Here is a 22,734-nt window from a genome sequence, read left to right as displayed (position 1 = left end):
TCAACGACGGGGCCCACCTGGGGGAAACGTGACCTTTGGTCCTACGGCACCGGAGACGCGCCCTGCTTTTGAGGACCGCGGGGAACTGCGCGACAAGCCCCCACCGCCCCGCACCCGCCCCTCAACCCGACCCGGCACCCGCTGAGGCCGCCACCCAAGCCGAGCAGCGAAACGTGAGTGTGCCCCACGCTCTGGGCAGAACAGTGGGGAGGACGACGTGAGAGGGCACCACGGCCGGGACGCCGTGGGCCCTTCCCACCTCGCCCCATGAGAGCCGTGGGAGGCCGACCGGTGTCCAGCGCAGCCGAGCAGGAGGCGGTGACGGAAGCCGCCGAGGAGCGCCCCGCCGCGCTGGTGAACGGCGTGCGCCACAAGGCGCCCGCCGTGCCCGTGTGGCCCGGTGCGCCGACACCGCTGGGTGCCCGGTTCCGGGTCGGCCCGGACGGCGTGGCGGGGACCAACTTCGCGCTGTGGGCGGGCGGGGCCGAGGCGGTCGAGCTGTGTCTGTTCGACGCGCACGGCAAGGAGAGCCGGGCCCGGCTCAGCGAGCTCACGCACGAGATCTGGCACGGGTTCGTGCCGGGTGTGATGCCCGGCCAGCGCTACGGCTACCGGGTGCACGGCCGCTGGGACCCGTGGACCGGCGGCCGCTGGAACCCGGCGAAGCTGCTCCTCGACCCGTACGCCCGCGCCGTGGACGGCGACTTCAGCCTGCCGCCCGAGGTCTACGGCCATGTCCGCGACTGGCCCCAGCAGCAGGTCGCGGACACCGTGCGGGACGACCGCGACTCGGCGCCGTACGTCCCGAAGGGCGTGGTCGTCCACGATGACGCCACCGACGACGAATGGATGGAGGACCGCCGGCCGAAGACACCGTGGGCGGACTCGGTCATCTACGAGGTGCACGTACGGGGGTTCACGGCCCTGCACCCGGACATCCCGGAGGAACTGCGGGGCACCTACGCCGGGTTGGCGCATCCGGCCGCGATCGAGCACCTGGTGGCACTCGGCGTCACGGCCGTCGAGCTGCTCCCCGTCCACCAGTTCGCGCACGAGGACCATCTGCTGCGCCGCGGGCTGAAGAACTACTGGGGCTACAACTCCATCGGCTACTTCGCGCCCCACGCGGCCTACGCCGCCTCCGGTACGACGGGCCAGCAGGTCGGTGAGTTCAAGCGCATGGTCCGCGCGCTGCACGCCGCCGGGATCGAGGTCATCCTCGACGTGGTCTACAACCACACGGCGGAGGCGGGCGAGTTGGGCCCCACGCTGTCACTGAAGGGCATCGACAACCGGGGCTACTACCGGCTCCAGTCGGATGCGAGGAGGTACGCGGACTACACCGGCTGCGGGAACACGCTTCACGTGGTCCAGCCGCATGTCCTACGGCTCATCACCGACTCGCTGCGCTACTGGGTGACGGAGATGGGCGTGGACGGCTTCCGCTTCGACCTGGCCGCCGCGCTGGCCCGCTCGATGCACGACGTCGACATGCTCTCCCCGTTTCTCGCGGTCATCGCCCAGGACCCGGTGCTCAGGCGCGTGAAGCTGATCGCCGAGCCGTGGGACGTGGGTTCCGGGGGCTACCAGGTGGGGGCCTTCCCGCCCCTGTGGACCGAGTGGAACGACCGCTATCGCAACGCCGTACGGGACTTCTGGCGGGGCGCGCTGCCCGACGTGCGCGACCTCGGTTACCGCCTGTCCGGCTCCAGCGACCTGTACGCGTGGGGCGGGCGGCGGCCGTACGCGTCGGTCAACTTCATCACCGCGCACGACGGTTTCACCCTGCGCGACCTGGTGTCGTACGAGCGGAAGCACAACGAGGCGAACGGCGAGGGCAACCGGGACGGCACCGACGACAACCGGGCGTGGAACTGCGGGGCGGAGGGGGAGACGGACGACGAGCGGGTACGGGCGCTGAGGCGGCGGCAGTTGAGGAACCTGCTGACCACCCTGCTGCTGTCGACGGGCGTGCCGATGCTGGTCGCGGGTGACGAGCTCGGCCGCACCCAGCGCGGCAACAACAACGCGTACTGCCAGGACAACGAGATCAGCTGGGTGGACTGGGGGCTGCTGGCGGACCCGGGCTGGAAGGCCCTGTTCGACCTCACCGCCCGGCTGATCGAGCTGCGTCACCGGCATCCGGTGCTGAGGCGGCGGGCGTTCTTCTCGGGGCGGGCGCACTCGGCGGACGGACTGCGCGACCTGGCCTGGTTCACGTCCCGCGGCACCGAGATGACGGAACGGGACTGGTACGCGCCCGCCGGCACGCTCGGCATGTATCTGTCGGGGCGGGACATCCCCGGCCGGGACGAGCGCGGCGCCCCGATCCTCGACGACAGCTTCCTCGCCGTCCTGCACGCCGGCGACCGCCCGGCGGCCTTCGTGCTGCCGGGGCCACCGTGGGCGGAGCGGTACGAGGTGGTCGTCGACACGTCGAGGGAGGAGCAGGGCGAGGCTCCGGGGGTGGTGCACCGGGCGGGGACGTCGATCACGGTTCCGGCGCGGGCGGTGCTGCTGCTCAAGGTGGCCGACTAGGGCGTGTGTCGGAAGTCCCTTCTGCCCCGCGACGCCTGGCACGCTCCCCCAGAGGGGGCACCCCCACTCGCCGCACGGGGTGAAAGCCCAAGTACGTCCAGTACGAGGACTTCCACCCCGCACGCCGAGAGCACGCACCAGACGCCGCAGAGCCCGCCCTTCGGGCGGACGAAGGGACTTCCGACACACGCCCTAGCCGAGGATCCCCCGCCGGTACGCCGTCGCGACCGCCGCCGCGCGGTCGTTGACGCCCAACTTGGCGTACAGGTGGGTGAGATGGGTCTTCACGGTCGCCTCGCTGATGAACAGCTCACGGGCGATCTCGCGGTTGGACGTGCCCCGGGCGACCAGGGCCAGCACCTCGCGTTCGCGGGCCGAGAGGGGCTCGCCCGGAGGGGACTTGGGGGCGCGGACCGCGGAGACCAGGCGCGAGGCGACCGCCGGGGAGAGGACCGTCCGGCCCTCCGCCGCCGCCCGGACAGCCGTGAACAGCTCGTCGCGAGGAGCGTCCTTCAGCAGGTATCCGGTCGCGCCCGCCTCGATCGCGGGCAGGGTGTCGGAGTCGGTGTCGTACGTGGTCAGGACGAGCACCTTCGCGCGGGCGGAGCGGCGGGCCAGTTCACGGATCGCGTCGACCCCGCCGCCGCCCGGCATGCGCAGGTCCATGAGGATCACGTCGGGGTCGAGCGCGGCAGCCCTCTCGACCGCCTCCACACCGCCCGCCGCCTCACCGAGCACGGTGAAGCCGGGCGCGGACTCGAACATTCCGCGCAGACCGTCCCGTACGACGGGATGGTCGTCGACGATCAGCACCGAGATGTCACTGGTCATGGCGGACCAACGGTACGCGAGCCGACAGCGCGGTGCCGTGGCCCGGTTCGGTCTCCACGGTGAGGGAGCCCGCGATGCGCTCGGCGCGGGCGCGCATGCCGTCGAGGCCGAAGCCGCCGGTGCGGGTGCGGGACGGCAGGGCGAGGGGATCGAAGCCGACGCCGTCGTCGCGGATGTCGAGGATGACCTCGTCGCCCAGGAAGGTGAGGGTGACGCCGAGGCGGCCGGCCCGGGCGTGCCGGGAGGCGTTGGAGAGGGCTTCCTGGGCGATGCGCAGAAGGGTGGCCGAGACCTCGTCGTGGAGCTGTTCGGTGGCTCCGGCGACGGTGAACTCGGCGCGGACTCCGGTGCGTTCGCCCCATTCGGCGACGGTGTTGTTCAGGGCCTGGGGCAGTCCGTCGTGCTCCAGGGCGACGGGGGCGAGGTTGTGCACCGAGCGGCGGGCCTCGCCGAGGCTGTGCCGGGCCAGGTCCATGGCGCGGCCGGCGTGCTCGCGGGCCAGGTTCTCGTCGGGCGTGTTCGCGACGACCTGGAGCTGGGCGATGATCCCGGTCAGCCCCTGGGCGAGGGTGTCGTGGATCTCGGCGGCGAGCCTCCGGCGCTCGTCGGCGACCCCCGCTTCCCGCGCCTGGACGAGGAGTTGGGCGTGAAGGGCGGCGTTCTCGTCGAGCGCCTGTTGCAGCGCCGTGTTGGTGCGCTCCAGTTCGGTGATGGTTTCGGCCTGGACGCGGGCGCGCTCCTGTTCCTGGAAGGCGAACCGGGTGAACACGCTGACCAGGCCCATGTTGAGGCCCAGGACGAGGAGGAAGCCGGTCCACAGGAGCAGCCCGTGCGGCGGCATGCCACCCACCTCGCTGCCGGCCATGGTGATCGCGGTCAGGAACAGACCGGGCATCACCAGCCGGCGGGGCAGCTCCCGGGCGGCGGTGTAGTAGCCGGTCACCGCGTAAAAGGCGAAGAACGGGTTGAGCCAGGTCAGCACGAATCCGAGGCCCCAGCGCGAGAAGTAGAAGTACACGCCGGTCCGGCTCGGGCCTGGCTGCCTCCGCCTCACCCTCCCCCACCACACCTGCAGCAGAGCACCCGTGGCAACGAGTACCGCCGAGGCGGCCATCGCTGACCGGCCCATGCCGACCGGGCGAGCGGAGACGGCCGCCGCCACGACACCGGCGGCCAGCAGCGCGTAGGGCCCCCAGTTGTCGAAGGAGGCCCGGGGCTCCACCGGCGCGGTGTCCGTCATGGCCCCAGTGTCCGGCACGGCTCGCTCACTCCCAGCGGAACCAGCGCGAGGCGCCTGCGGTGAGCAGCACCGTCCAGGCGACGAGGACGCCCAGGTGGGTCCAGCCCGGCCAGCCGCCGGCTGCCGCCCGGCTGAGTGCCTCGGCCGCCGCGCCGAACGGTGTGTACCCGACGATCCGGGCGAGGACGTCCGGCATGGTCTGCACCGGCGCCCACACACCCGCGCAGAACATCGCGGGGAAGAACACGGCGGACCCGATGGCACCGGCGATCTTCGTCGTCCGGGACAGTGCGGAGACCACCGCGCCGAGCGCGAGGGCGGCGAGCACGGCCGGCGCCAGGGCCAGCAGGTATCCGAGTGGCTGCTCGGGCAGTCGTACGGCGAAGGCGACCCGCCCGACGACGAGCGCGAGCAGCGCCGACGCCAGGGCGGCCCCGCCGTGGACGGCCATCTGCGCGGTGAGCAGGGCGGAGGGACGGACCGGGGTGGTGGACATACGGCGCAGGATGCCGCGTTCGCGGTAGCCGGTGAGGGTCTGCGGCATGGACTGGAGGCCGCCGACGATCACACCGAGGAGCACGGCCACGGGCACGTAGACATCGATGGTCCTGAGGCCGCCGAGGTCGGCGTCGTGGTCCCGGAAGGACGGGATCGAGCCGAGGATCACCAACAGCAGGGTCGGGAACAGCAGGATCCAGAAGAGGGCGCCGGGTTCGCGGCGGAAGAGTCGGACCTCGGTCCGCAGTACGGCGGTGTTCATGCCGTGGCCTCCTGGGTCAGGTCGAGGAAGGCGTCGTCGAGGGTGGCGTCGACGACACGGAGCTGGTGGGCGGTGACATGGCGGCGGGCGAGCAGGGTGATCACGGCGTTCACGGTCTCGTCGGTGCCGGACAGGGTGAGACGGCCGTCCCGGTCCTCGACCGAGGCGAGCGCGGGCAGCGTGTTGAGCTCGTGCGCGTCGAGCGGGGCGGACGGGGTGAAGCTGATGACGGTGCCGCCCGCCGAGCGCCGGATGAGCCCTGCCGGGGTGTCCAGGGCGGCGACCCGGCCCTTGTCGATCACGGCGATCCGGTCACAGAGCCGCTGTGCCTCCTCCATGAAGTGGGTGACGAGCAGGACGGTGACGCCGTTCGCGCGGATGTCCTCGATCAGCTCCCAGGTGTCGCGGCGGGCGCGCGGATCGAGGCCGGTGGTCAGTTCGTCCAGGACGACGATCCGCGGGTTGCCGACGAGGGCGAGCGCGATGAACAGGCGCTGCTTCTGGCCACCGGAGAGCTTGCCGAACCGGGTGGTGAGCTTCTGGCTGAGCCCGAGGCGCTCGGCGAGCGGCCGCCAGTCGAGGGGCTGATCGTGAAACGAGGTGTACAGCTCCAGTGCCTCGCGGACCGTGAGCTTGGCCTGGAGCTCGCTCTCCTGGAGCTGGGCGCCGAGAACGCGGGCCACGCGCGCGTGGTCGGCGACGGGGTCGAGCCCGGTGACCCGGACCCGGCCCGCGTCGGGAACCCTCAGGCCCTCGACGCACTCGACGGTGGTGGTCTTCCCGGCGCCGTTCGGGCCCAGGATTCCGAAGATCTCGCCCTCTTCGACGGCGAAGGAGACCCCGTCGACGACGGCCCGGCCGCCGTAGGACTTGCGCAGTTCGCTGACTTCGATGACGGACATGGCTTCAGCGTCCCGGGCGAGGCCTTTGCGCCACATCGGCCGTCGCGCTCGAACCGGCATCAACCGATCGGTGGATGCGGCGGTACGACCTCCTCGGCTCCTCCCGTACGACCCCTCGAACGCGCAGGTCGTAGGACCAGCGGCCGATTCCGGTCCGGCCAAAACTCGGTGGGCGTTGTCAGTGCCGGTCCGTAGGCTCGCAGCTGATGTCCATCACACGTGCAACCACCAAGGAACGCTCCGCCGTCCGAACCCTCCTGCGCCTGTGGCCGTATGTCCGCCCGGTCCGCGCGCGGCTGTTCACCGCCGCGTTCGTGGCGATCCTCGCCTCCTGTACGGGGCTGGTGATCCCGCTCGTCCTGAAGTGGATGGTGGACGGCCCGGTCGCCGACGGGGACACCGCGGGCGTGTGGCTCGGTGCGCTGTACCTGCTGCTGCTCGGGTTCGCGGAGGCGCTGCTGTTCGGGCTGCGGCGGTGGCTGGTGGCACGGCCGCTGTCGCATGTGGAGGCGGAGATGCGGGCGGGCCTGTACCGGCACCTCCAGCGCCTCCCGGTGGCATTCCACGACCGGTGGGCGTCCGGCCAGTTGCTGTCCCGGGCCACGACGGACCTCATGCTCCTGCGCATGTTCCTCGCCTTCCCGCTGACCTTCCTGCTGGTCAACAGCGTGACCATCATCGTCGGCGTGATCATCATGCTGCTCCAGGACTGGACCCTGGGCCTGGTGATCCTCGGCCCGGCCATCCCGGTGATGGTCACCTGCGTGATCTTCGAGAAGCGCTACGCCGGCGTGGCCCGCCTCGCCCAGGACCAGGTCGGCGACGTCACCACGGTCGTCGAGGAGAGCGTGCTCGGCATCCGCATCATCAAGGGCTTCGGCCGACACCGGTCGCAGGCGAGGGCGTTCCGCGACCTGACGGGAGAGCTCCGGGGCACGGAGCTTCGGAAGGCCGGCCTTCTGGCCACCATTTGGGGCGTCATCGTGACCCTGCCGGAGGTGGCGATCGGAGCGGCGCTGGTGCTGGGCTGCGTGCAGGTGGCGGACGGGGACTTGTCGGCGGGGACGCTGGTGGCGTTCCTTTCAACGGCCCTGGCGCTGAGATGGCCGGTCGACTCCATCGGCTTCCTGCTGGCGATGAGCCAGGAGGCAGCGACGGCGACAGAGCGCTATTTCGAGGCGATGGATGAGGTACCGGAGCAGGAGAACGCGCCCCTCAGGGGCGCGGGGCTGTGTCACTTTGCGGCTCCGCCGCGGAGCGCGACAAGCCCCCACCAGCCCGCAGCCGAAAACGACGGCCTCCAGTTCCACAACGTCCAGTTCCGCTACCCCGACGCCCCCGAAGACTCCCCACCCATCCTCGACCTGATCAACCTCCACATCCGCCCAGGCGAGTCCATGGCCCTGGTCGGCGCGACGGGCAGCGGCAAGACCACCCTCACCGCCCTCGTCCCCCGCCTCCACGAGATCACCTCCGGCCACATCACCCTGGACGGCGAGGACATCACCGCCATGTCCCGCGCACAGCTGCGCTCCATGGTGGCCGTCGCCTTCGAGGAACCCACCCTCTTCTCCACCAGCGTCGGCGACAACGTCCTGATGGGCACGGACGAAAGAGAACTGGACCGGGCCCTCTCCGTCGCCCAGGCAGACTTCGCCCACGCCCTCCCCCAGGGCACCGACACCCAGGTGGGCGAACAGGGCCTCAGTCTCTCCGGCGGCCAGCGCCAACGCCTGGCCCTCGCACGGGCCGTGGTCGGCAACCCCCGCTTCCTCGTCCTGGACGACCCGCTGTCCGCCCTGGACGTCCACACCGAGGCCGCCGTCGAAGCCGCGCTGCGAGACGTGCTCGCGGACACCACCGCCCTGATCGTCGCGCACCGCCCTTCCACCGTGCAGCTCGCCGACCGGGTCGCTCTGCTGTCGGACGGCCGCATCACGGCTGTGGGCACCCATCACGAACTCCTGCGCACGAACGCCGAGTACGCCCACCTGATGTCCGGGAACTCCGAGCAAGGGAAGGACGCCCGATGACGGCCCCCACGACGTCCGCGCCCACCGCGGACGAAGAGCCCGGCCTGCCCAGGCCGAAGGACACCGACGACGCCTTCGACCAGGACCGCCTGCCCGCTCCTCCCAACGCCACGGCTCTCCTCCTGCGTTCGCTGCTCACCCCGATGAAGGCGCGCGTCACCGTGACCACGCTCCTCCTGCTGCTCCAGCAGGCGGCGGTGCAGGCGGGCCCGCTGCTGGTGGCGTACGCGATCGACCATGCCGTCCCCGCGTTCCGGGACCACGACAAGGGCCCGCTGGTCGCGGTGGGCGCCGGCTATCTGCTGTGCGCGCTGGCCTCCGGCGGGCTCCAGTACGCGTTCATCCTGGCCTCCGCCCGGGTCAACCAGGATGTGCTGCTCGATCTGCGCGGCCGGATCTTCCGGCACGCGCAGGCGTTGAGCATCGACTTCCACGAGCGTTACACCTCGGGCCGGCTGATCTCCCGTTCGACGACGGACGTGGAGTCGCTGCGCGAACTGCTCAGCGAGGGCCTGCAGGAACTCGTCACGGTCATCCTGTCCTTCCTGTACATCTCCGCCCTGCTGCTCTGGCTGGACCTCGGACTCGGCGCGGTCGCGGTGGCGTCGTTCGTGCCGCTGTACCTGCTGGTGCGGGTGTACCGGCAGCGGGCGGGCCGGGTGTACCAGAAGCGGTCGACCGCCATCGCCGCCGTCATCGTCAGGTTCGTGGAGACGATGAACGGCATCCGCCCGGTGCGCGCGTTCCGTCGCGAGGCGGCCAACGACGCCGAATTCGCCGTACTGAACAAGCGGCATGAGCGGGTCAACGGCGACGCGCTCCTGGAGATGGCCCGCTATGTCGTCGGTTCCCGGCTGGTCGCCAACACGGCCGTCGCGGTGATCGTGCTGTGGGGCGCCTACCGGGTGGCGCAGGACTCGCTGGAGCTGGGTGTGCTCGCGGCCGCGGTGCTGTATCTGCGGCGGCTGTACGACCCGATCGACCGGCTCGGGATGTTCCTGAACTCCTACCACTCGGCGGCGGCCTCCCTGGAGAAGATCGCGGGCCTGCTCGCCCAGAACCCGACCGTTCCCGAGCCGTCAACCCCCAAGCGCCTCCCGGCTCTTGAGTCCGAGCACCCGGGCCGCGAGGTCGTCTTCGCCGGCGTCCGGTTCGCCTACCGCACCGGCGGCGAGGTGCTCCCGAGCTTCGATCTCACCCTGCCCGCCGGGCAGACGGTCGCGGTGGTCGGCTCGACCGGCGCCGGAAAGTCGACGCTCGCCAAGCTCCTCGCCCGCTTCTACGACCCCTCGGACGGCCGGGTCCTCCTGGACGGCGTGGACCTGCGCGACCTCTCGGTCCCCGAACTGCGGCGCGGGGTGGTCATGGTGACGCAGGAGGCGTTCCTGTTCTCCGGCACGGTCGCCGAGAACATCGCGATCGGCCGGCCCGACGCGCCCCGCGAGGAGATCGAGCGGGCCGCGAAGGCGATCGGCGCGCACGACTTCATCAGCGCGCTGCCCGACGGCTACGACACGGACGTACGCAAGAGGGGCGGCCGTATCTCGGCTGGTCAACGCCAACTCGTGGCATTCGCACGGGCGTTGCTCGCCGACCCGGCGGTGCTGATCCTGGACGAGGCGACCAGTTCGCTGGACATCCCCGGCGAGCGGGCGGTGCAGCGGGCGATGGCCACGGTCCTGAAGGGCCGTACAGCCGTGGTGATCGCCCACCGCCTCTCGACCGTCGAGATCGCCGACCGGGTCCTGGTCATGGAGCACGGCAGGATCGTCGAGGACGGCACACCGGCCGAACTCGTCGCGGGCACGGGCCGGTTCGCGGATCTGCACCGGGCGTGGCGGGACAGTCTGGCGTGAGCCACCAGATGTGAGTAACCAGGGGGACAGATGATCGACGCGTACGAGGACCCGGGTACGCCCGACGTCCGCGGTGGCTGGCGGTATCTGTGGTGGCTGGTGCGCTGCCAGCCGGGGCGGTCCGTGGCCGGGGCGCTGCTGGGCAGTTCCTGGATGGTGCTGCTCGCGGCGACTCCCTATCTGATGGCCAAGGCGATCGACGAGGGTCTGGAGCCGGGTGACTGGCCGGCGCTGGCCGGCTGGAGTTTCGCGCTGTTCGCGGTCGGCTCGTTCAACGCCTGGCTGAGCATCATGCGGCACCGCACGATGACCCGGGTGCGGATGGACGCCAACTTCCGCACGGTCAAGGTGGTCGTGGGACAGGCGGTCCGCCTCGGCGCCGCGCTCTCGCACCGGACGGGGGCCGGGGAGGTCGTCACGATCGGCGTGGGCGACGTGCAGACGATCGCCCAGGCCCTGACCGTCGTCGGCCCGGGCGTGGGCGCGTGCGTCGCCTATCTGACGGTCGCCGCCCTGCTGATCTCGGTGTCCCCGGTCCTCGCGGCCGTGGTCCTGCTCGGCATCCCGGCGATCGTCGTCCTCGTGGGCCCCTTCCTGTCCCGCCTCCAGGGCACCGAGACGGAGTACCGCAACCGCCAGGGCGTCCTCACCGCCCGCATCGCCGACCTCGCGGGCGGCCTGCGCGTCCTCAACGGCCTCGGCGGCAAGAGCCTGGTCGCCGACGCCTTCCACCGCGACTCCCAGCACCTGCGGGCCCAGGGCTACCGGGTCGGCGCGGTCACCAGCTGGGTCCAGGCCCTCGGCGTGGGCCTGCCCACCCTCTTTTTGGCCGTCGTCACCTGGCTCGCGGCCCGCCTGGCCGCCCAAGGGGACATCACCGTGGGCGAGTTGGTGGCGGTGTACGGCTATGTCGCGGTCCTGGTGGGCCCGGTGGCGTTCTGGGTGGAGTGCGGCTACCAGCTCAGCCGGGGTGTGGTGTCGGCGAGGAGGGTCGTACGGTTCCTGCGCCTGGAGCCGTTGGAGGACAGGGGGACGCGAGACGCCCCGGCGGAACCGTCGGCCCTGCACGACCCGGAGTCGGGGGTGAGCATCCTGCCGGGCCGCATGACGGCACTGGCGTGCGCGAGGCCCACGGACACGGCAACGGTCCTGGACCGCCTGGCCCGCTACACACCGTCAACGGCCACCTGGGGCGGAGTACCCCTGGACGAGATCCAACTTCCCCAGATCAGACAGCACATCCTGCTGGCGGACCACGAGGCCGACTTGTTCGCAGGAAACCTACGCGAGGTAGTAGCGCCCTATAGGGGCGCGGGGCTGTATCAATATGCGGCTCCGCCGCGGGGCGCGACCAGCCCCCACGAACTCGCAGCCGCCCTCCACGCAGCCGTGGCAGACGACATCGTTCAAGGCCTCCCAGACGGCCTCGACTCCTCGATTGACGCCCAGGCCCGCAACCTCTCCGGCGGCCAACGCCAACGCATCCGACTGGTAAGAGCCCTGCTGGCCAACCCAGAAATCCTCCTGGCCGTAGAACCCACCTCCGCCCTCGACGCGCACACGGAAGCCCTCGTGGCCGAACGCCTACGAGAAGCCCGCCAAACCCGCACCACGGCCGTCACCACCACCTCCCCCCTCGTGCTGGACCACGCCGACACAGTCCACTACCTGGTCGACGGCAAACTCGCGGCCACCGGCACCCACCAGCAACTCCTCACCGAGGAACCGGGATACCGCGCCCTGGTCGCCCGAGACGCGGAGGCCATGAAGTGAACAAAGGCCACCTCCCGGTCGCCGACCCGGTCACCGTACGGCGGGCCGCCGTCCGGCTGGTACGCAAAGACGCCCGCGCCTTCACCGCCGTACTCGCCCTGAACGCACTCGCCGCCCTCACCGGCCTCGCAGGCCCCTGGCTGCTCGGCCGGATCATCGACGAGGTGCGCGCCGGTGAGGGCGTGGCCGCGGTGGACCGGCTCTCCCTCGTCCTCGTGGTGTGCGCGTGCGCACAGCTCCTCCTCGCCCGCTGGGCCCGTTACGTCGGCCACCGCTTCGGCGAACGCACCCTCGCCCGGGTCCGCGAGGAGTTCGTGGACCGCACCCTCGCCCTGCCCGCCTCCGTCGTGGAGCGCGCCGGCACCGGCGACCTCACCGCCCGGGGCACCGCGGACGTCGCCACCGTAGGCACCACGCTCCGTGACGCGGGACCCGAGCTGCTCATCAACTCCGTGCAGTTCCTGTTCCTGCTGGCCGCGGTGTTCGTCCTCGACCCGCTGCTCGGTGCCGTCGGCGTGTTCGGTCTGCTGCCCATCTGTTTCGTCCTGCGCTGGTATCTGCGCCGGGCGAGGGACGGCTACCTGGCCGAGGGCGAGGCCACTTCGGACGTCGCCGAGATCCTCGCGGCCACCGCCTCCGGCGCCCGTACGGTCGAGGCGCTGCGGCTTGAGGAGCGGCGCGTCCGGGCGAGCCGGGACGCCCTCGACACGGCCCGCGGCGCCCGTCTGTACACCCTCTACCTGCGCAGTGTGTTCTTCCCGGTGGTGGAGGTGGCGTACATCCTGCCCGTGGCCGGCGTGCTCCTGGTCGGCGCGATGCTGCATGCGCGGGGCGTGCTGAGCCTGGGCTCGGTCGTGGCGGCCGCCCTGTATCTCCAGCAGCTGGTCAATCCGCTCGACCAGATCCTCGTGCGGGTCGAGCAACTCCAGTCCAGCGGGGCCTCGTTCGCCCGTGTGGAAGGGCTCGCCCAGGCACCGCGCACAGCCGAGGGGGACTCCCCCGTCCCCGCCGACGACCGCATCGACGTCACCGACGTGCGCTACTCCTACGGCCGCGGCGGCGATGTGCTGCACGGTGTCGACCTGACCGTGCGCCCCGGTGAACGCCTCGCCGTGGTGGGCCCGTCCGGCGCCGGGAAGACCACGCTCAGCAGGCTGCTGGCGGGAGTCGACGCGCCGACGTCGGGATCTGTGACCGTCGGCGGGGTCCCGGTCGTCGGCCTCGGCCCCGAGCAGCTGCGCCGCCAGGTCGTCCTGGTCACCCAGGAACACCATGTCTTCCTGGGCACGGTCCGTGACAACCTCCTCATCGCCGAACCCGGCGCCGGGGACGAGGAGTTGTGGGCCGCCCTGACCGCCGTAGGGGCCGACGGGTGGGTGCGGGAGCTGCCCGAGGGCCTCGACACCGCGCTGGGTGAGGACGGCTTCCGTACGGACGGCTCACAGGCGCAGCAACTCGCCCTCGCCCGCGTGGTGCTGGCCGACCCGCACACGCTGATCCTCGACGAGGCGACCGCGCTGCTCGATCCCACGACCGCCCGGCACACCGAGCGCGCCCTGGCCGCCGTACTCGAAGGCCGTACAGTCATCGCGATCGCACACCGGCTGCACACCGCGCACGACGCGGACCGGGTGGCGGTGATGGAGAACGGGCTGCTGACCGAACTCGGCACGCATGAGGAGCTGGTGGCGGCCGAGGGGGCGTACGCGGCGCTGTGGGGGTCGTGGCACGGAGGAGCGGGCGGCAGCTGAGCCCATAGGACCGTATATCGAACATGAACTACCGGACAACGAACTGTTTCCGGCCAAGTTTCTGACGCGCTCCTGACAGTACGGGCTTTCCGGTGCCACTCTTCCCACGGCCGCCTCACAGCAACCTCACAGATCCCTCGCTGTGTTCTCATGCGCGGCCGCCTGCACCTCGTTCCGCGTACCGCCCGGACGGTCGACCCACTGTCCGGTCTCCCCTGGCCGCGCGATCCGCGGCCGCGCAGAAGGAGTCAGTGTTGAGAGACAGTTCCTCCCACAGACGCACCCCCCACACGGCACAGCGCCCCACGGCGCCCCGCAAGGCCGCAGCCGTGGCCCTCGTCGGTGTCGCCGCCCTGATCGCCGCGGCCGTCCAGTCGGGCGCCGCCACCGCAGCCCCGGAGAAGGCACCGTCGGCCGCGAGCAAGGTGATCCCGGGCGCCGAGTCCGTCAAGCTCACCCCCGCCCAGCGCGCCGAGCTGATACGCCAGGCGAACGCCGGCAAGGCGGACACCGCCCAGCAACTCGGCCTCGGCGCCAAGGAACAGCTGGTCGTCCGTGACGTCGTCAAGGACGGCAACGGCACGCTCCACACCCGCTACGAGCGCACCTACGACGGCCTGCCCGTCCTCGGCGGCGACCTCGTCGTGGAGACCACGAAGTCCGGCGCGACCGAGGGCGTCGTCAAGGCGACGAACAAGACCATCAAGGTCGCCTCGCTGACCCCGAAGGTCACCACCGCCAAGGCCTCGGCCCAGGCACTGAAGGCCGCACAGGCCGCCGGCGCCGACAAGGCCGACGCCAACCGCGCCCCGCGCAAGGTGATCTGGGCCGGGAACGGCACCCCGACCCTGGCGTACGAGACGGTCGTCGGCGGCCTCCAGGAGGACGGCACGCCGAACGAGCTGCACGTGGTCACGGACGCGGCGACCGGTGCGAAGCTCTACGAGTACCAGGGCATCGAGACCGGCACCGGCAACACCATGTACAGCGGCACGGTCACCCTCGGCACCACCCAGTCCGGGTCGACGTACAACCTGACCGACGGGGCGCGCGGCGGCCACAAGACGTACAACCTGGGCCGCGGCACCTCCGGCACCGGCACCCTCTTCTCGGGCGCCGACGACATCTGGGGCAACGGCAGCGCCTCCAACACGGAGACGGCCGGCGCGGACGCGCACTACGGTGCCGCGCTCACCTGGGACTACTACAAGAACGTGCAGGGGCGTTCGGGCATCCGCGGGGACGGGGTCGGGGCGTACTCCCGGGTCCACTACGGCAGCAACTACGTCAACGCGTTCTGGTCGGACAGCTGCTTCTGCATGACGTACGGCGACGGCTCGGGCAACACCCACCCGCTGACGTCGATCGACGTGGCCGGTCACGAGATGACCCACGGCGTCACGTCGAACACCGCGGGGCTCAACTACTCGGGCGAGTCCGGCGGGCTGAACGAGGCGACCTCCGACATCTTCGGCACGGCCGTCGAGTTCTACGCCAACAACTCCTCCGACGTCGGTGACTACCTCATCGGCGAGGAGATCGACATCAACGGCGACGGCTCGCCGCTGCGTTACATGGACCAGCCGAGCAAGGACGGCTCCTCGTACAACAACTGGACCTCCGGCATCGGCAACGCCGACGTGCACTACTCGTCCGGCCCGGCGAACCACTTCTTCTACCTCCTGTCCGAGGGCAGCGGCGCCAAGACCATCAACGGCGTCAGCTACAACTCGCCCACCGCGGACGGCCTTCCGGTCACCGGCATCGGCCGGGACAAGGCGGAGAAGATCTGGTTCCGCGCGCTGACCACGAAGTTCACGTCCACCACCAACTACGCGGCGGCCCGCACCGGCACCCTCGCGGCGGCGGGTGAGCTGTACGGCACCACGAGCGCCGAGTACACGGCCGTGGCGAACGCCTGGGCGGGCGTGGCGGTCGGCTCCCGTCCCGGTGGCGGCGGTGGCGGCGGCACCTCCTTCGAGTCCACCACCGACGTATCGATTCCGGACAACGGGGCCGCGGTCAACTCGCCGATCACCGTGTCCGGGCGCACGGGCAACGCGCCCTCGAACCTCGCGGTCGCGGTCGACATCGTGCACACCTACATCGGCGACCTCCGGGTGCAGCTGATCGCCCCCGACGGCACGGCGTACACGCTGAAGGCGTACGGCACCGGCGGCAGCACCGACAACCTCAGCACCACGTACACGGTGAACGCCTCCTCCGAAGTCGCCAACGGGACCTGGCAGTTGCGGGTCCAGGACAACGCGGCTCAGGACACCGGCTACATCAACAGCTGGAAGCTCACCTTCCCGTAGGCCGACGGGCACACGGACTGGGCGCCGCCCCGGTGGTTCGACTCCCCGGGGGCGGCGCCCTCTTTTTGCCAGCCCATGACCGACGTCTTGTTGGGGCTTTGCCCAGGTCAACTCACTTCACACGGCTGCAATATTCACCCACAGGTCGACTTTCAGCCAACATCACTTGAGGGTCATGACATGTACGCGCCTTGATGCCACGCTTCCTCACAACCGCCGCACAACTTCACAACCAACCCGGAAGGCAACCCCACGCCGTCCGGGCTCCCCCACGAAGGAGCTTGTGTGACCCCCCTCTACGCGCGTCACAAGCGCACCACGCTGGCCATCGCCACCGCTGTCGCCGCCGGCGCCCTGCTCACCACCGGTCTGACCGCCGGTACCGCGTCCGCCGAGACCCCGGCGGAGAGCGGCAGAAGCACCCTCTCCGCCGCCCCGCTCCAGCTGTCCGCGGCCGCGCGCACCAAGCTGATCAAGCAGCAGCAGGCCGGTGCCGCCGACACCGCCCAGGAGATAGGCCTCGGCGCCCAGGAGAAGCTGGTCGTCAAGGACGTCGTGAAGGACGCCGACGGCACGGTGCACACGCGCTATGAGCGCACCTACGACGGTCTGCCCGTCCTCGGCGGCGACCTGGTCGTGCACGAGTCGAAGTCCGGTGCGACCGAGGGCGTAGTGAAGGCGACGAACAAGACCATCAAGGTCGCCTCGCTGACCCCGAAGCTCACCGTCGCCAAGGCCGAGGCCCAGGCGCTGACCGCCGCCAAGGCCGCGGGCTCGGAGAAGACCGCCGCCGACGGTGCCCGCAAGGTCATCTGGGCCGGCTCCGGCACGCCCGTCCTCGCCTACGAGACGATCGTCGGCGGCTTCCAGGACGACGGCACCCCGAACCAGCTGCACGTCATCACCGACGCGGCCACCGGCAAGAAGCTCTACGAGTACCAGGGCATCGAGAACGCGACCGGCACCGGCAAGAGCCTGTACTCGGGCACGGTCAGCCTGGAGACGACCCTGTCGGGCTCGACGTACCAGCTCACCGACGGCACGCGCGGCGGCCACAAGACGTACAACAAGGCCCACAGCAGCAGCTCCTCCGCGGGCACCCTGTTCACGGACGCCGACAACGTCTGGGGCACCGGCGCGGCCTCCAGCTCCACCACCGACCAGACCGCGGCCGTCGACGCCGCCTACGGCGCTGCGGAGACCTGGGACTTCTACAAGTCCACCTTCGGCCGCAGCGGCATCAAGAACAACGGCGTCGCGGCCTACTCCCGGGTCCACTACGGCAACGCGTACGTCAACGCGTTCTGGGACGACAGCTGCTTCTGCATGACGTACGGCGACGGCGAGGGCAACGTCAGCCCGCTGACCTCGCTGGACGTGGCGGGCCACGAGATGAGCCACGGCGTCACCTCGAACACGGCGGGCCTGAACTACTCCGGCGAGTCCGGCGGCCTCAACGAGGCGACCTCGGACATCTTCGGCACGGGTGTCGAGTTCTACGCGGCCAACTCCAACGACGTCGGTGACTACCTCATCGGCGAGGAGATCGACATCAACGGCGACGGCACCCCGCTGCGCTACATGGACAAGCCCAGCAAGGACGGCGGCTCGGCGGACTCCTGGTCCTCCTCGGTCGGCAACCTGGACGTCCACTACTCGTCCGGTGTCGCGAACCACTTCTTCTACCTCCTCTCGGAGGGCAGCGGCGCCAAGACGATCAACGGCGTGTCCTACAACTCGCCGACGTCCAACGGCTCCACGGTCACCGGCATCGGCCGCGCCAAGGCGCTGCAGATCTGGTACAAGGCGCTGACGACGTACTTCACGTCGACGACCAACTACAAGTCGGCACGCACGGGCACGCTGTCCGCGGCGTCCGCCCTGTACGGCTCCACCAGCACCGAGTACAAGGCGGTGGCGGCGGCCTGGTCCGCGGTCAACGTGAGCTAGTCCCCCAGGTCTGACGGGCGGTACCCGGAACGAAGGCATTTCCGGGTACCGCCCTACTCTTGGGTCCCATGTCCTTCACGTACGAAGACGTCGGCGCGACCCGGCGGAACGGGTTCTGCCCGCCCGGCTTCCACCCCCTGCATGTACGCACCCGCATAGGCGAGGGCCACGACGTCTTCCAGAAGGCCTCCGAGGCGGTCCTGACCTGGGAGATGCACCGTGCGCTGGGTGTCGGCATAGACGCCACCGCGGACCGCGCGGCTCCCGACGTGGACGTGACGGTCACCCTCGCCGGAGTCATCAAGGCCCCCTGCCGGGTGGTCTGGACGGTGGAGGAACACCGCCGCGCGGGCTGGGCCTACGGCACGCTGTCCGGCCACCCGGAATGCGGCGAGGAGTCCTTCGTGGTCGACCGCACGGGCGACGGCACGGTGTGGCTGACGGTGTCGGCGTTCAGCAAGGGCGCGAAGTGGTACTCGCGGGCAGGCGGGCCGGCGACCCGGGGCCTCCAGCACGCGTATGCGCGGAAGTGCGGGACGGTGCTGCGCCGGCTGTGCGGCGGGGAGGACGCGGGCTGAGCGGAGGGCCCGCGTCCCCTGTGTTCACCGCATGAGCACCCCCGCCCCCTCCACCACATCCTCCGAAGGCACCGCCAGCAGCCCCAACTCCGCGCCCGACGCCAGCAGTCGGTGTGCGGGCAGGATACGGACCGTGTAGCCGAAGGGTCCGGTGCGGTCCAGCGAGAGCGGGCCCTCGTAGACCCAGCGGCCCTCCTGGTCCGGGCCGCCGACCGACTTCAGCGGGACCGTCGCCGCGTCCGCGATGCGGTCCTCCTCGTCCACCCGGCCGGAGACCGCCTGGATCTCCACGTCGTCCGGGCCGAGGGCGCCGAGGCCGACGCGGACCCTGAGGCCGAGCGTGGTGCCGAGTTCGGCCGTGGTCGTCGCGGCCGTGGTCTCCACGTGGTCGACCGTGACGCCGTGCCACTGCGCCCGCACCCGGGACTTCCACTCCGCGAGCTCGCGCGCCGCGTCCGGGGCCATCGTGCGGTGGGCGTGGGCAGCGGGGGCGTAGAGGCGTTCGACGTACTCGCGGACCATGCGGCCCGCCAGGACCTTCGGGCCCAGGAGGGTGAGCGTCTGGCGGACCATCTCGATCCAGCGGTCGGGCAGACCGCCCTGGCCGCGCTCGTAGAAGCGGGGGGTCACCCGCTGTTCGAGGAGGTCGTAGAGGGCGTTCGCCTCTATGTCGTCACGGCGGTCCGGTTCCGTGCCGTTGCCGTCCGCCGTGGGGATCGCCCAGCCGAAGTCGGGCTGGAACCACTCATCCCACCAGCCGTCCAGGACGGACAGGTTCAGGCAGCCGTTCAGAGCCGCCTTCATCCCGCTCGTCCCGCAGGCCTCCAACGGCCGCAGCGGGTTGTTGAGCCAGATGTCGCAGCCCGGGTAGAGCTTCTGCGCCATCGCCATGCCGTAGTCGGGCAGGAAGACGAGCCGGTGGCGGACCCGCGGATCGTCCGCGAACCGCACCAGCTCCTGCACCAGGCGCTTTCCGCCGTCGTCCGCCGGATGCGCCTTGCCCGCCACCACGATCTGGATCGGGCGTTCGGGGTGCAGAAGCAGGTCCATCAGACGGTCGCGGTCCCGCAGCATCAGCGTCAGGCGTTTGTACGACGGGACGCGGCGCGCGAATCCGATCGTCAGGACGTCGGGGTCGAGCACCCCCTCGATCCAGCCCAACTCGGCGGTACCGGCGCCCCGTTGCCGCCAGGACGCGCGCAGCCGCTCCCGCACCTCGACCACCAGTTGCTCGCGCAGATCACGCCGCAGCTCCCAGATGTCCTGGTCGGGGATGTCCCCCACCGCGTCCCAGCGGTCCGAGCCGCCCACCGTCATCGCGTCCTCGGTGCGCTGCGCGCCGATCTGCCGGGCACCGAGCCGGAACACCTCGGGGGCGACCCAGGTCGGGGCGTGCACCCCGTTGGTCACGGAGGTGATCGGCACCTCCTCGGGGTCGAATCCCGGCCAGAGTCCGGAGAACATCTCCCGGCTGACCTGACCGTGCAACAGGGAGACCCCGTTGGCGCGTTGGGCGAGCCTGAGGCCCATCACGGCCATGTTGAAGAGGTTGGGCTCGCCGCCCGGGTAGGTCTCCATGCCGAGCGCCAGGATGCGGCCCACGTCCATGCGCGGGAGCTCGGCGTCGGCGCCGAAGTGCCGGGCGACCAGCTCCCGGTCGAAGCGGTCGATACCGGCCGGGACGGGGGTGTGGGTCGTGAACACGGTCCCTGCCCGTACCGCCTCCAGGCCCGCGTCGAAGTCCAGCCCCTGGTCGCAGAGTTCGGCGATCCGCTCCAGGCCGAGGAAGCCGGCGTGCCCCTCGTTGGTGTGGAAGACCTCGGGGTCGGAGTGGCCGGTCAGCCTGCAGTACGTGCGTACGGCCCGGACGCCCCCTATGCCGAGCAGCATCTCCTGGAGCAGCCGGTGTTCGCTGCCGCCGCCGTAGAGCCGGTCGGTCACCCCGCGTTCCCCGAGGTCGTTCTCCTCGACGTCGGAGTCCAGCATCAGCAGGGGCACCCGGCCGACCTGGGCGAGCCAGATCCTGGCGTGCAGCTGCTTGCCGCCGGGCAGGGCCAGGGACACCTGGGCCGGGGTGTCGTCGGCCTCCTTGAGCAGCGCCACCGGCAGTTCGTTGGGGTCGAGGACCGGATAGTGCTCCTGCTGCCAGCCGTCCCTGGACAGGGACTGGCGGAAGTAGCCGTGCCGGTACAGCAGCCCGACCCCGATCAGCGGTACGCCGAGGTCGCTGGCCGCCTTCAGATGGTCGCCGGCCAGGATGCCCAGGCCGCCGGAGTACTGCGGCAGGGCGGCGGTGATGCCGAACTCGGGCGAGAAGTAGGCGACGGCGGCCGGGAGTTCACCGGTGTGGGCCTGATACCAGCGCTCACCGGTGACGTAGTCGTGGAGATCGTCGGCGACCGCGGTGAGCCGGCGCAGGAAGCGGCGGTCCCCGGCGAGTTCGGCGAGCCGGGCGGGGCGCACGCTGCCGAGCAGCCGTACGGGATCACCGCCCGACGCGGCCCAGCGCTCCGGATCGACGGACTGGAAGAGATCACGGGTCTCCGCGTGCCAGGACCAGCGCAGGTTGCGCGCCAGATCGCTCAGGGGCCGCAGGGCCTCGGGGAGTACGGGTCGGACGGTGAATCGACGGATAGCCTTCACTTGCCACCTCAGCGCACTCGCTGGAGAACGCACGGCGGTGTGCGTCCACGTCGGTTACGACGGTATCGGCGTTGCCGTCACCCTTGCTGCGGGCCGCGCCCCCAGACCCCCGCTTCGGCCTGAACGGCCTCGTCCTCAACCGCCGGACGGGCTGATTGTGCCCAGGCCGGTCCGGAAAACACCGCAACCCCCACACGTCCCCCATGGCTGATATGGCCGATTCCGCCCCCGCAGGCGTCCTTGTGGTGCTTCACACCGCACGAGAGGCTGCCTGTGGCGTACCGGCCGACGCGGGGTGCACCCGACGGACCGCGGCAGCCGTATGCCGAGTCGAGGAGGGGAACTCAAGTCATGGCACGGACGCGCAATCGGCGTCTGCGCTGGGTGGGGGGCCTGACCGCGGTGAGCTGTGCCGCCGCGCTTTCGGCCATCACCCTGCCCGCGCACGCCGCACCTCAGGGGCGGATACTCGGCGCCGGAGAGCCCGGTTCCGTCAGCGGGAGTTACCTGGTGACACTCAAGGGGGGAACGAAGGCTCCGTCGGCGACGGGAAAGAGCCTCGCCGAGAGGTACGGGGCGAGAATCAGCCATACCTACGGCACGGTACTCAACGGCTACGCGGTCAGGGCCGATGAGAGACAGGCCGGACAGCTCGCGGCGGACCCCCAGGTCGCCTCCGTGGTCCAGGACACCCGGGTGACACTGGAGCACACCCAGAAGAACCCGCCGTCCTGGGGCCTGGACCGCGTCGACCAGCCGAGGCTGCCGCTGGACAGGTCCTACACCGGGCCGGAGTCGGCGGGCGCCGGGGCGACGGTGTACGTCATCGACACCGGCATCCGGATCTCCCACAAGGACTTCGGGGGCCGGGCGAGTTACGGCTGGGACTTCGTCGGGGGCGACCGGTCCGCGGGCGACGGCAACGGCCACGGCACCCATGTGGCGGCCACCGTCGCCGGAACCGGGTACGGCGTGGCGAAGCGGTCCAAGGTGGTCTCCGTACGTGTCCTCGACAACGCAGGATCGGGCACGACCGCCCAGGTCATCGCCGGTATCGACTGGGTGACGAGGAACGCGCGGAAGCCGGCGGTCGCCAATCTCAGCCTGGGCGGCTACCACAACGCCCAACTGGACGCCGCCGTACGCAACTCCATCGCGTCCGGGGTGACCTACACGGTCGCCGCGGGCAACGACGGACTGCCGGCCGGGCTCTACTCGCCCGCCGACGTACCGCAGGCGATCACCGTCGGCGCGACCGACGCCAAGGACACGCGGGCGGGCTTCTCCAACTACGGCTCGGCACTGGACCTGTTCGCGCCAGGTGTGTCGATCACCTCGGCGGGGATCACCAGCGACACCGCCAGGGCGACCTATTCCGGGACGTCGATGGCGACCCCGCACGCCGCGGGTGCCGCCGCGCTGTACCTCGCCGACCACCCGAAGGCCACTCCGGCCCAAGTGGCCAAGGCACTTGCGGCCATGGCGACTTCCGGGAAAGTCTCCGGCCCGGGGCTCGGTTCACCGAACAAACTCCTGCGGGTACCGGTGTCTCGGTGACAGT

The 22,734-nt window shown here is 70.8% G+C and carries 14 protein-coding genes; 9 read left to right on the top strand and 5 right to left on the bottom strand.

What is annotated here, in order from left to right:
* The first annotated feature begins 291 nt into the window (after nucleotides 1-291).
* Nucleotides 292-2,538: a glycogen debranching protein GlgX gene (gene glgX / locus ACI2L1_RS02880; RefSeq protein ID WP_404737534.1), complete on the top strand. Its 2,247-nt coding sequence runs from the start codon at nucleotides 292-294 to the stop codon at nucleotides 2,536-2,538.
* 192 nt (nucleotides 2,539-2,730) lie between these two features.
* Here glgX and ACI2L1_RS02875 read toward each other — a convergent pair whose 3' ends face one another.
* From ACI2L1_RS02875 to ACI2L1_RS02860, 4 genes are read right to left on the bottom strand one after another with little or no spacing between them, the layout of a single operon-like run.
* On the bottom strand, nucleotides 2,731-3,369 hold the full coding sequence (locus tag ACI2L1_RS02875; RefSeq protein WP_404737533.1) for a response regulator: 639 nt from the start codon (nucleotides 3,367-3,369) through the stop codon (nucleotides 2,731-2,733).
* A complete protein-coding gene (locus ACI2L1_RS02870; protein WP_404737532.1) occupies nucleotides 3,359-4,609 on the bottom strand; it encodes a sensor histidine kinase in 1,251 nt (416 codons plus the stop codon). Before ACI2L1_RS02870 ends, ACI2L1_RS02875 begins: the two co-directional genes overlap by 11 nt.
* Nucleotides 4,610-4,634: 25 nt before the next feature.
* Nucleotides 4,635-5,369 (bottom strand): ABC transporter permease, encoded by a 735-nt coding sequence (locus ACI2L1_RS02865; RefSeq protein ID WP_404737531.1) that lies wholly within the window; start codon nucleotides 5,367-5,369, stop codon nucleotides 4,635-4,637.
* A complete protein-coding gene (locus ACI2L1_RS02860; RefSeq protein WP_404737530.1) occupies nucleotides 5,366-6,271 on the bottom strand; it encodes an ATP-binding cassette domain-containing protein in 906 nt (301 codons plus the stop codon). Before ACI2L1_RS02860 ends, ACI2L1_RS02865 begins: the two co-directional genes overlap by 4 nt.
* Before the next feature lie 206 nt (nucleotides 6,272-6,477).
* Here ACI2L1_RS02860 and ACI2L1_RS02855 point away from each other — a divergent pair, with 206 nt between their 5' ends.
* The 7 genes from ACI2L1_RS02855 (at nucleotide 6,478) to ACI2L1_RS02825 (ending at nucleotide 18,530) form a co-directional block, all read left to right on the top strand.
* A complete protein-coding gene (locus ACI2L1_RS02855) occupies nucleotides 6,478-8,304 on the top strand; it encodes an ABC transporter ATP-binding protein (RefSeq protein WP_404737529.1) in 1,827 nt (608 codons plus the stop codon).
* Entirely contained in the window at nucleotides 8,301-10,160 is a 1,860-nt protein-coding gene (locus tag ACI2L1_RS02850) for an ABC transporter ATP-binding protein (protein WP_404737528.1), read from the top strand. The genes ACI2L1_RS02855 and ACI2L1_RS02850 overlap by 4 nt, the downstream gene beginning before the upstream one ends.
* A 30-nt stretch (nucleotides 10,161-10,190) precedes the next feature.
* Entirely contained in the window at nucleotides 10,191-11,933 is a 1,743-nt protein-coding gene (locus tag ACI2L1_RS02845) for an ABC transporter transmembrane domain-containing protein (RefSeq protein WP_404737527.1), read from the top strand.
* On the top strand, nucleotides 11,930-13,684 hold the full coding sequence (locus ACI2L1_RS02840) for an ABC transporter ATP-binding protein (RefSeq protein ID WP_404737526.1): 1,755 nt from the start codon (nucleotides 11,930-11,932) through the stop codon (nucleotides 13,682-13,684). Before ACI2L1_RS02845 ends, ACI2L1_RS02840 begins: the two co-directional genes overlap by 4 nt.
* A gap of 254 nt (nucleotides 13,685-13,938) precedes the next feature.
* Nucleotides 13,939-16,002: a M4 family metallopeptidase gene (locus ACI2L1_RS02835; RefSeq protein ID WP_404737525.1), complete on the top strand. Its 2,064-nt coding sequence runs from the start codon at nucleotides 13,939-13,941 to the stop codon at nucleotides 16,000-16,002.
* A gap of 285 nt (nucleotides 16,003-16,287) precedes the next feature.
* The gene (locus tag ACI2L1_RS02830; protein ID WP_404737524.1) at nucleotides 16,288-17,952 is read left to right on the top strand and encodes a M4 family metallopeptidase; all 1,665 of its coding nucleotides are present in this window, start codon (nucleotides 16,288-16,290) and stop codon (nucleotides 17,950-17,952) included.
* A gap of 68 nt (nucleotides 17,953-18,020) precedes the next feature.
* Entirely contained in the window at nucleotides 18,021-18,530 is a 510-nt protein-coding gene (locus tag ACI2L1_RS02825; protein WP_404737523.1) for a DUF1990 domain-containing protein, read from the top strand.
* Between the two features lie 24 nt (nucleotides 18,531-18,554).
* On the opposite strand, the gene ACI2L1_RS02820 is transcribed toward ACI2L1_RS02825, so the two are convergent.
* Complete coding sequence (locus ACI2L1_RS02820; protein WP_404737522.1) at nucleotides 18,555-21,173, bottom strand: glycosyltransferase family 1 protein; 2,619 nt, start codon at nucleotides 21,171-21,173, stop codon at nucleotides 18,555-18,557.
* Nucleotides 21,174-21,524: 351 nt separating this feature from the next.
* Here ACI2L1_RS02820 and ACI2L1_RS02815 point away from each other — a divergent pair, with 351 nt between their 5' ends.
* The gene (locus ACI2L1_RS02815) at nucleotides 21,525-22,730 is read left to right on the top strand and encodes a S8 family peptidase (protein ID WP_404737521.1); all 1,206 of its coding nucleotides are present in this window, start codon (nucleotides 21,525-21,527) and stop codon (nucleotides 22,728-22,730) included.
* Nucleotides 22,731-22,734: the final 4 nt, after the last annotated feature.

The organism is Streptomyces sp. NPDC019531 (assembly GCF_044903305.1).
In the GTDB taxonomy this organism is placed as follows: domain Bacteria; phylum Actinomycetota; class Actinomycetes; order Streptomycetales; family Streptomycetaceae; genus Streptomyces.
Note: the sequence above shows the minus strand (reverse complement) of the source record. Positions and strands in the feature narration are given on the sequence as shown.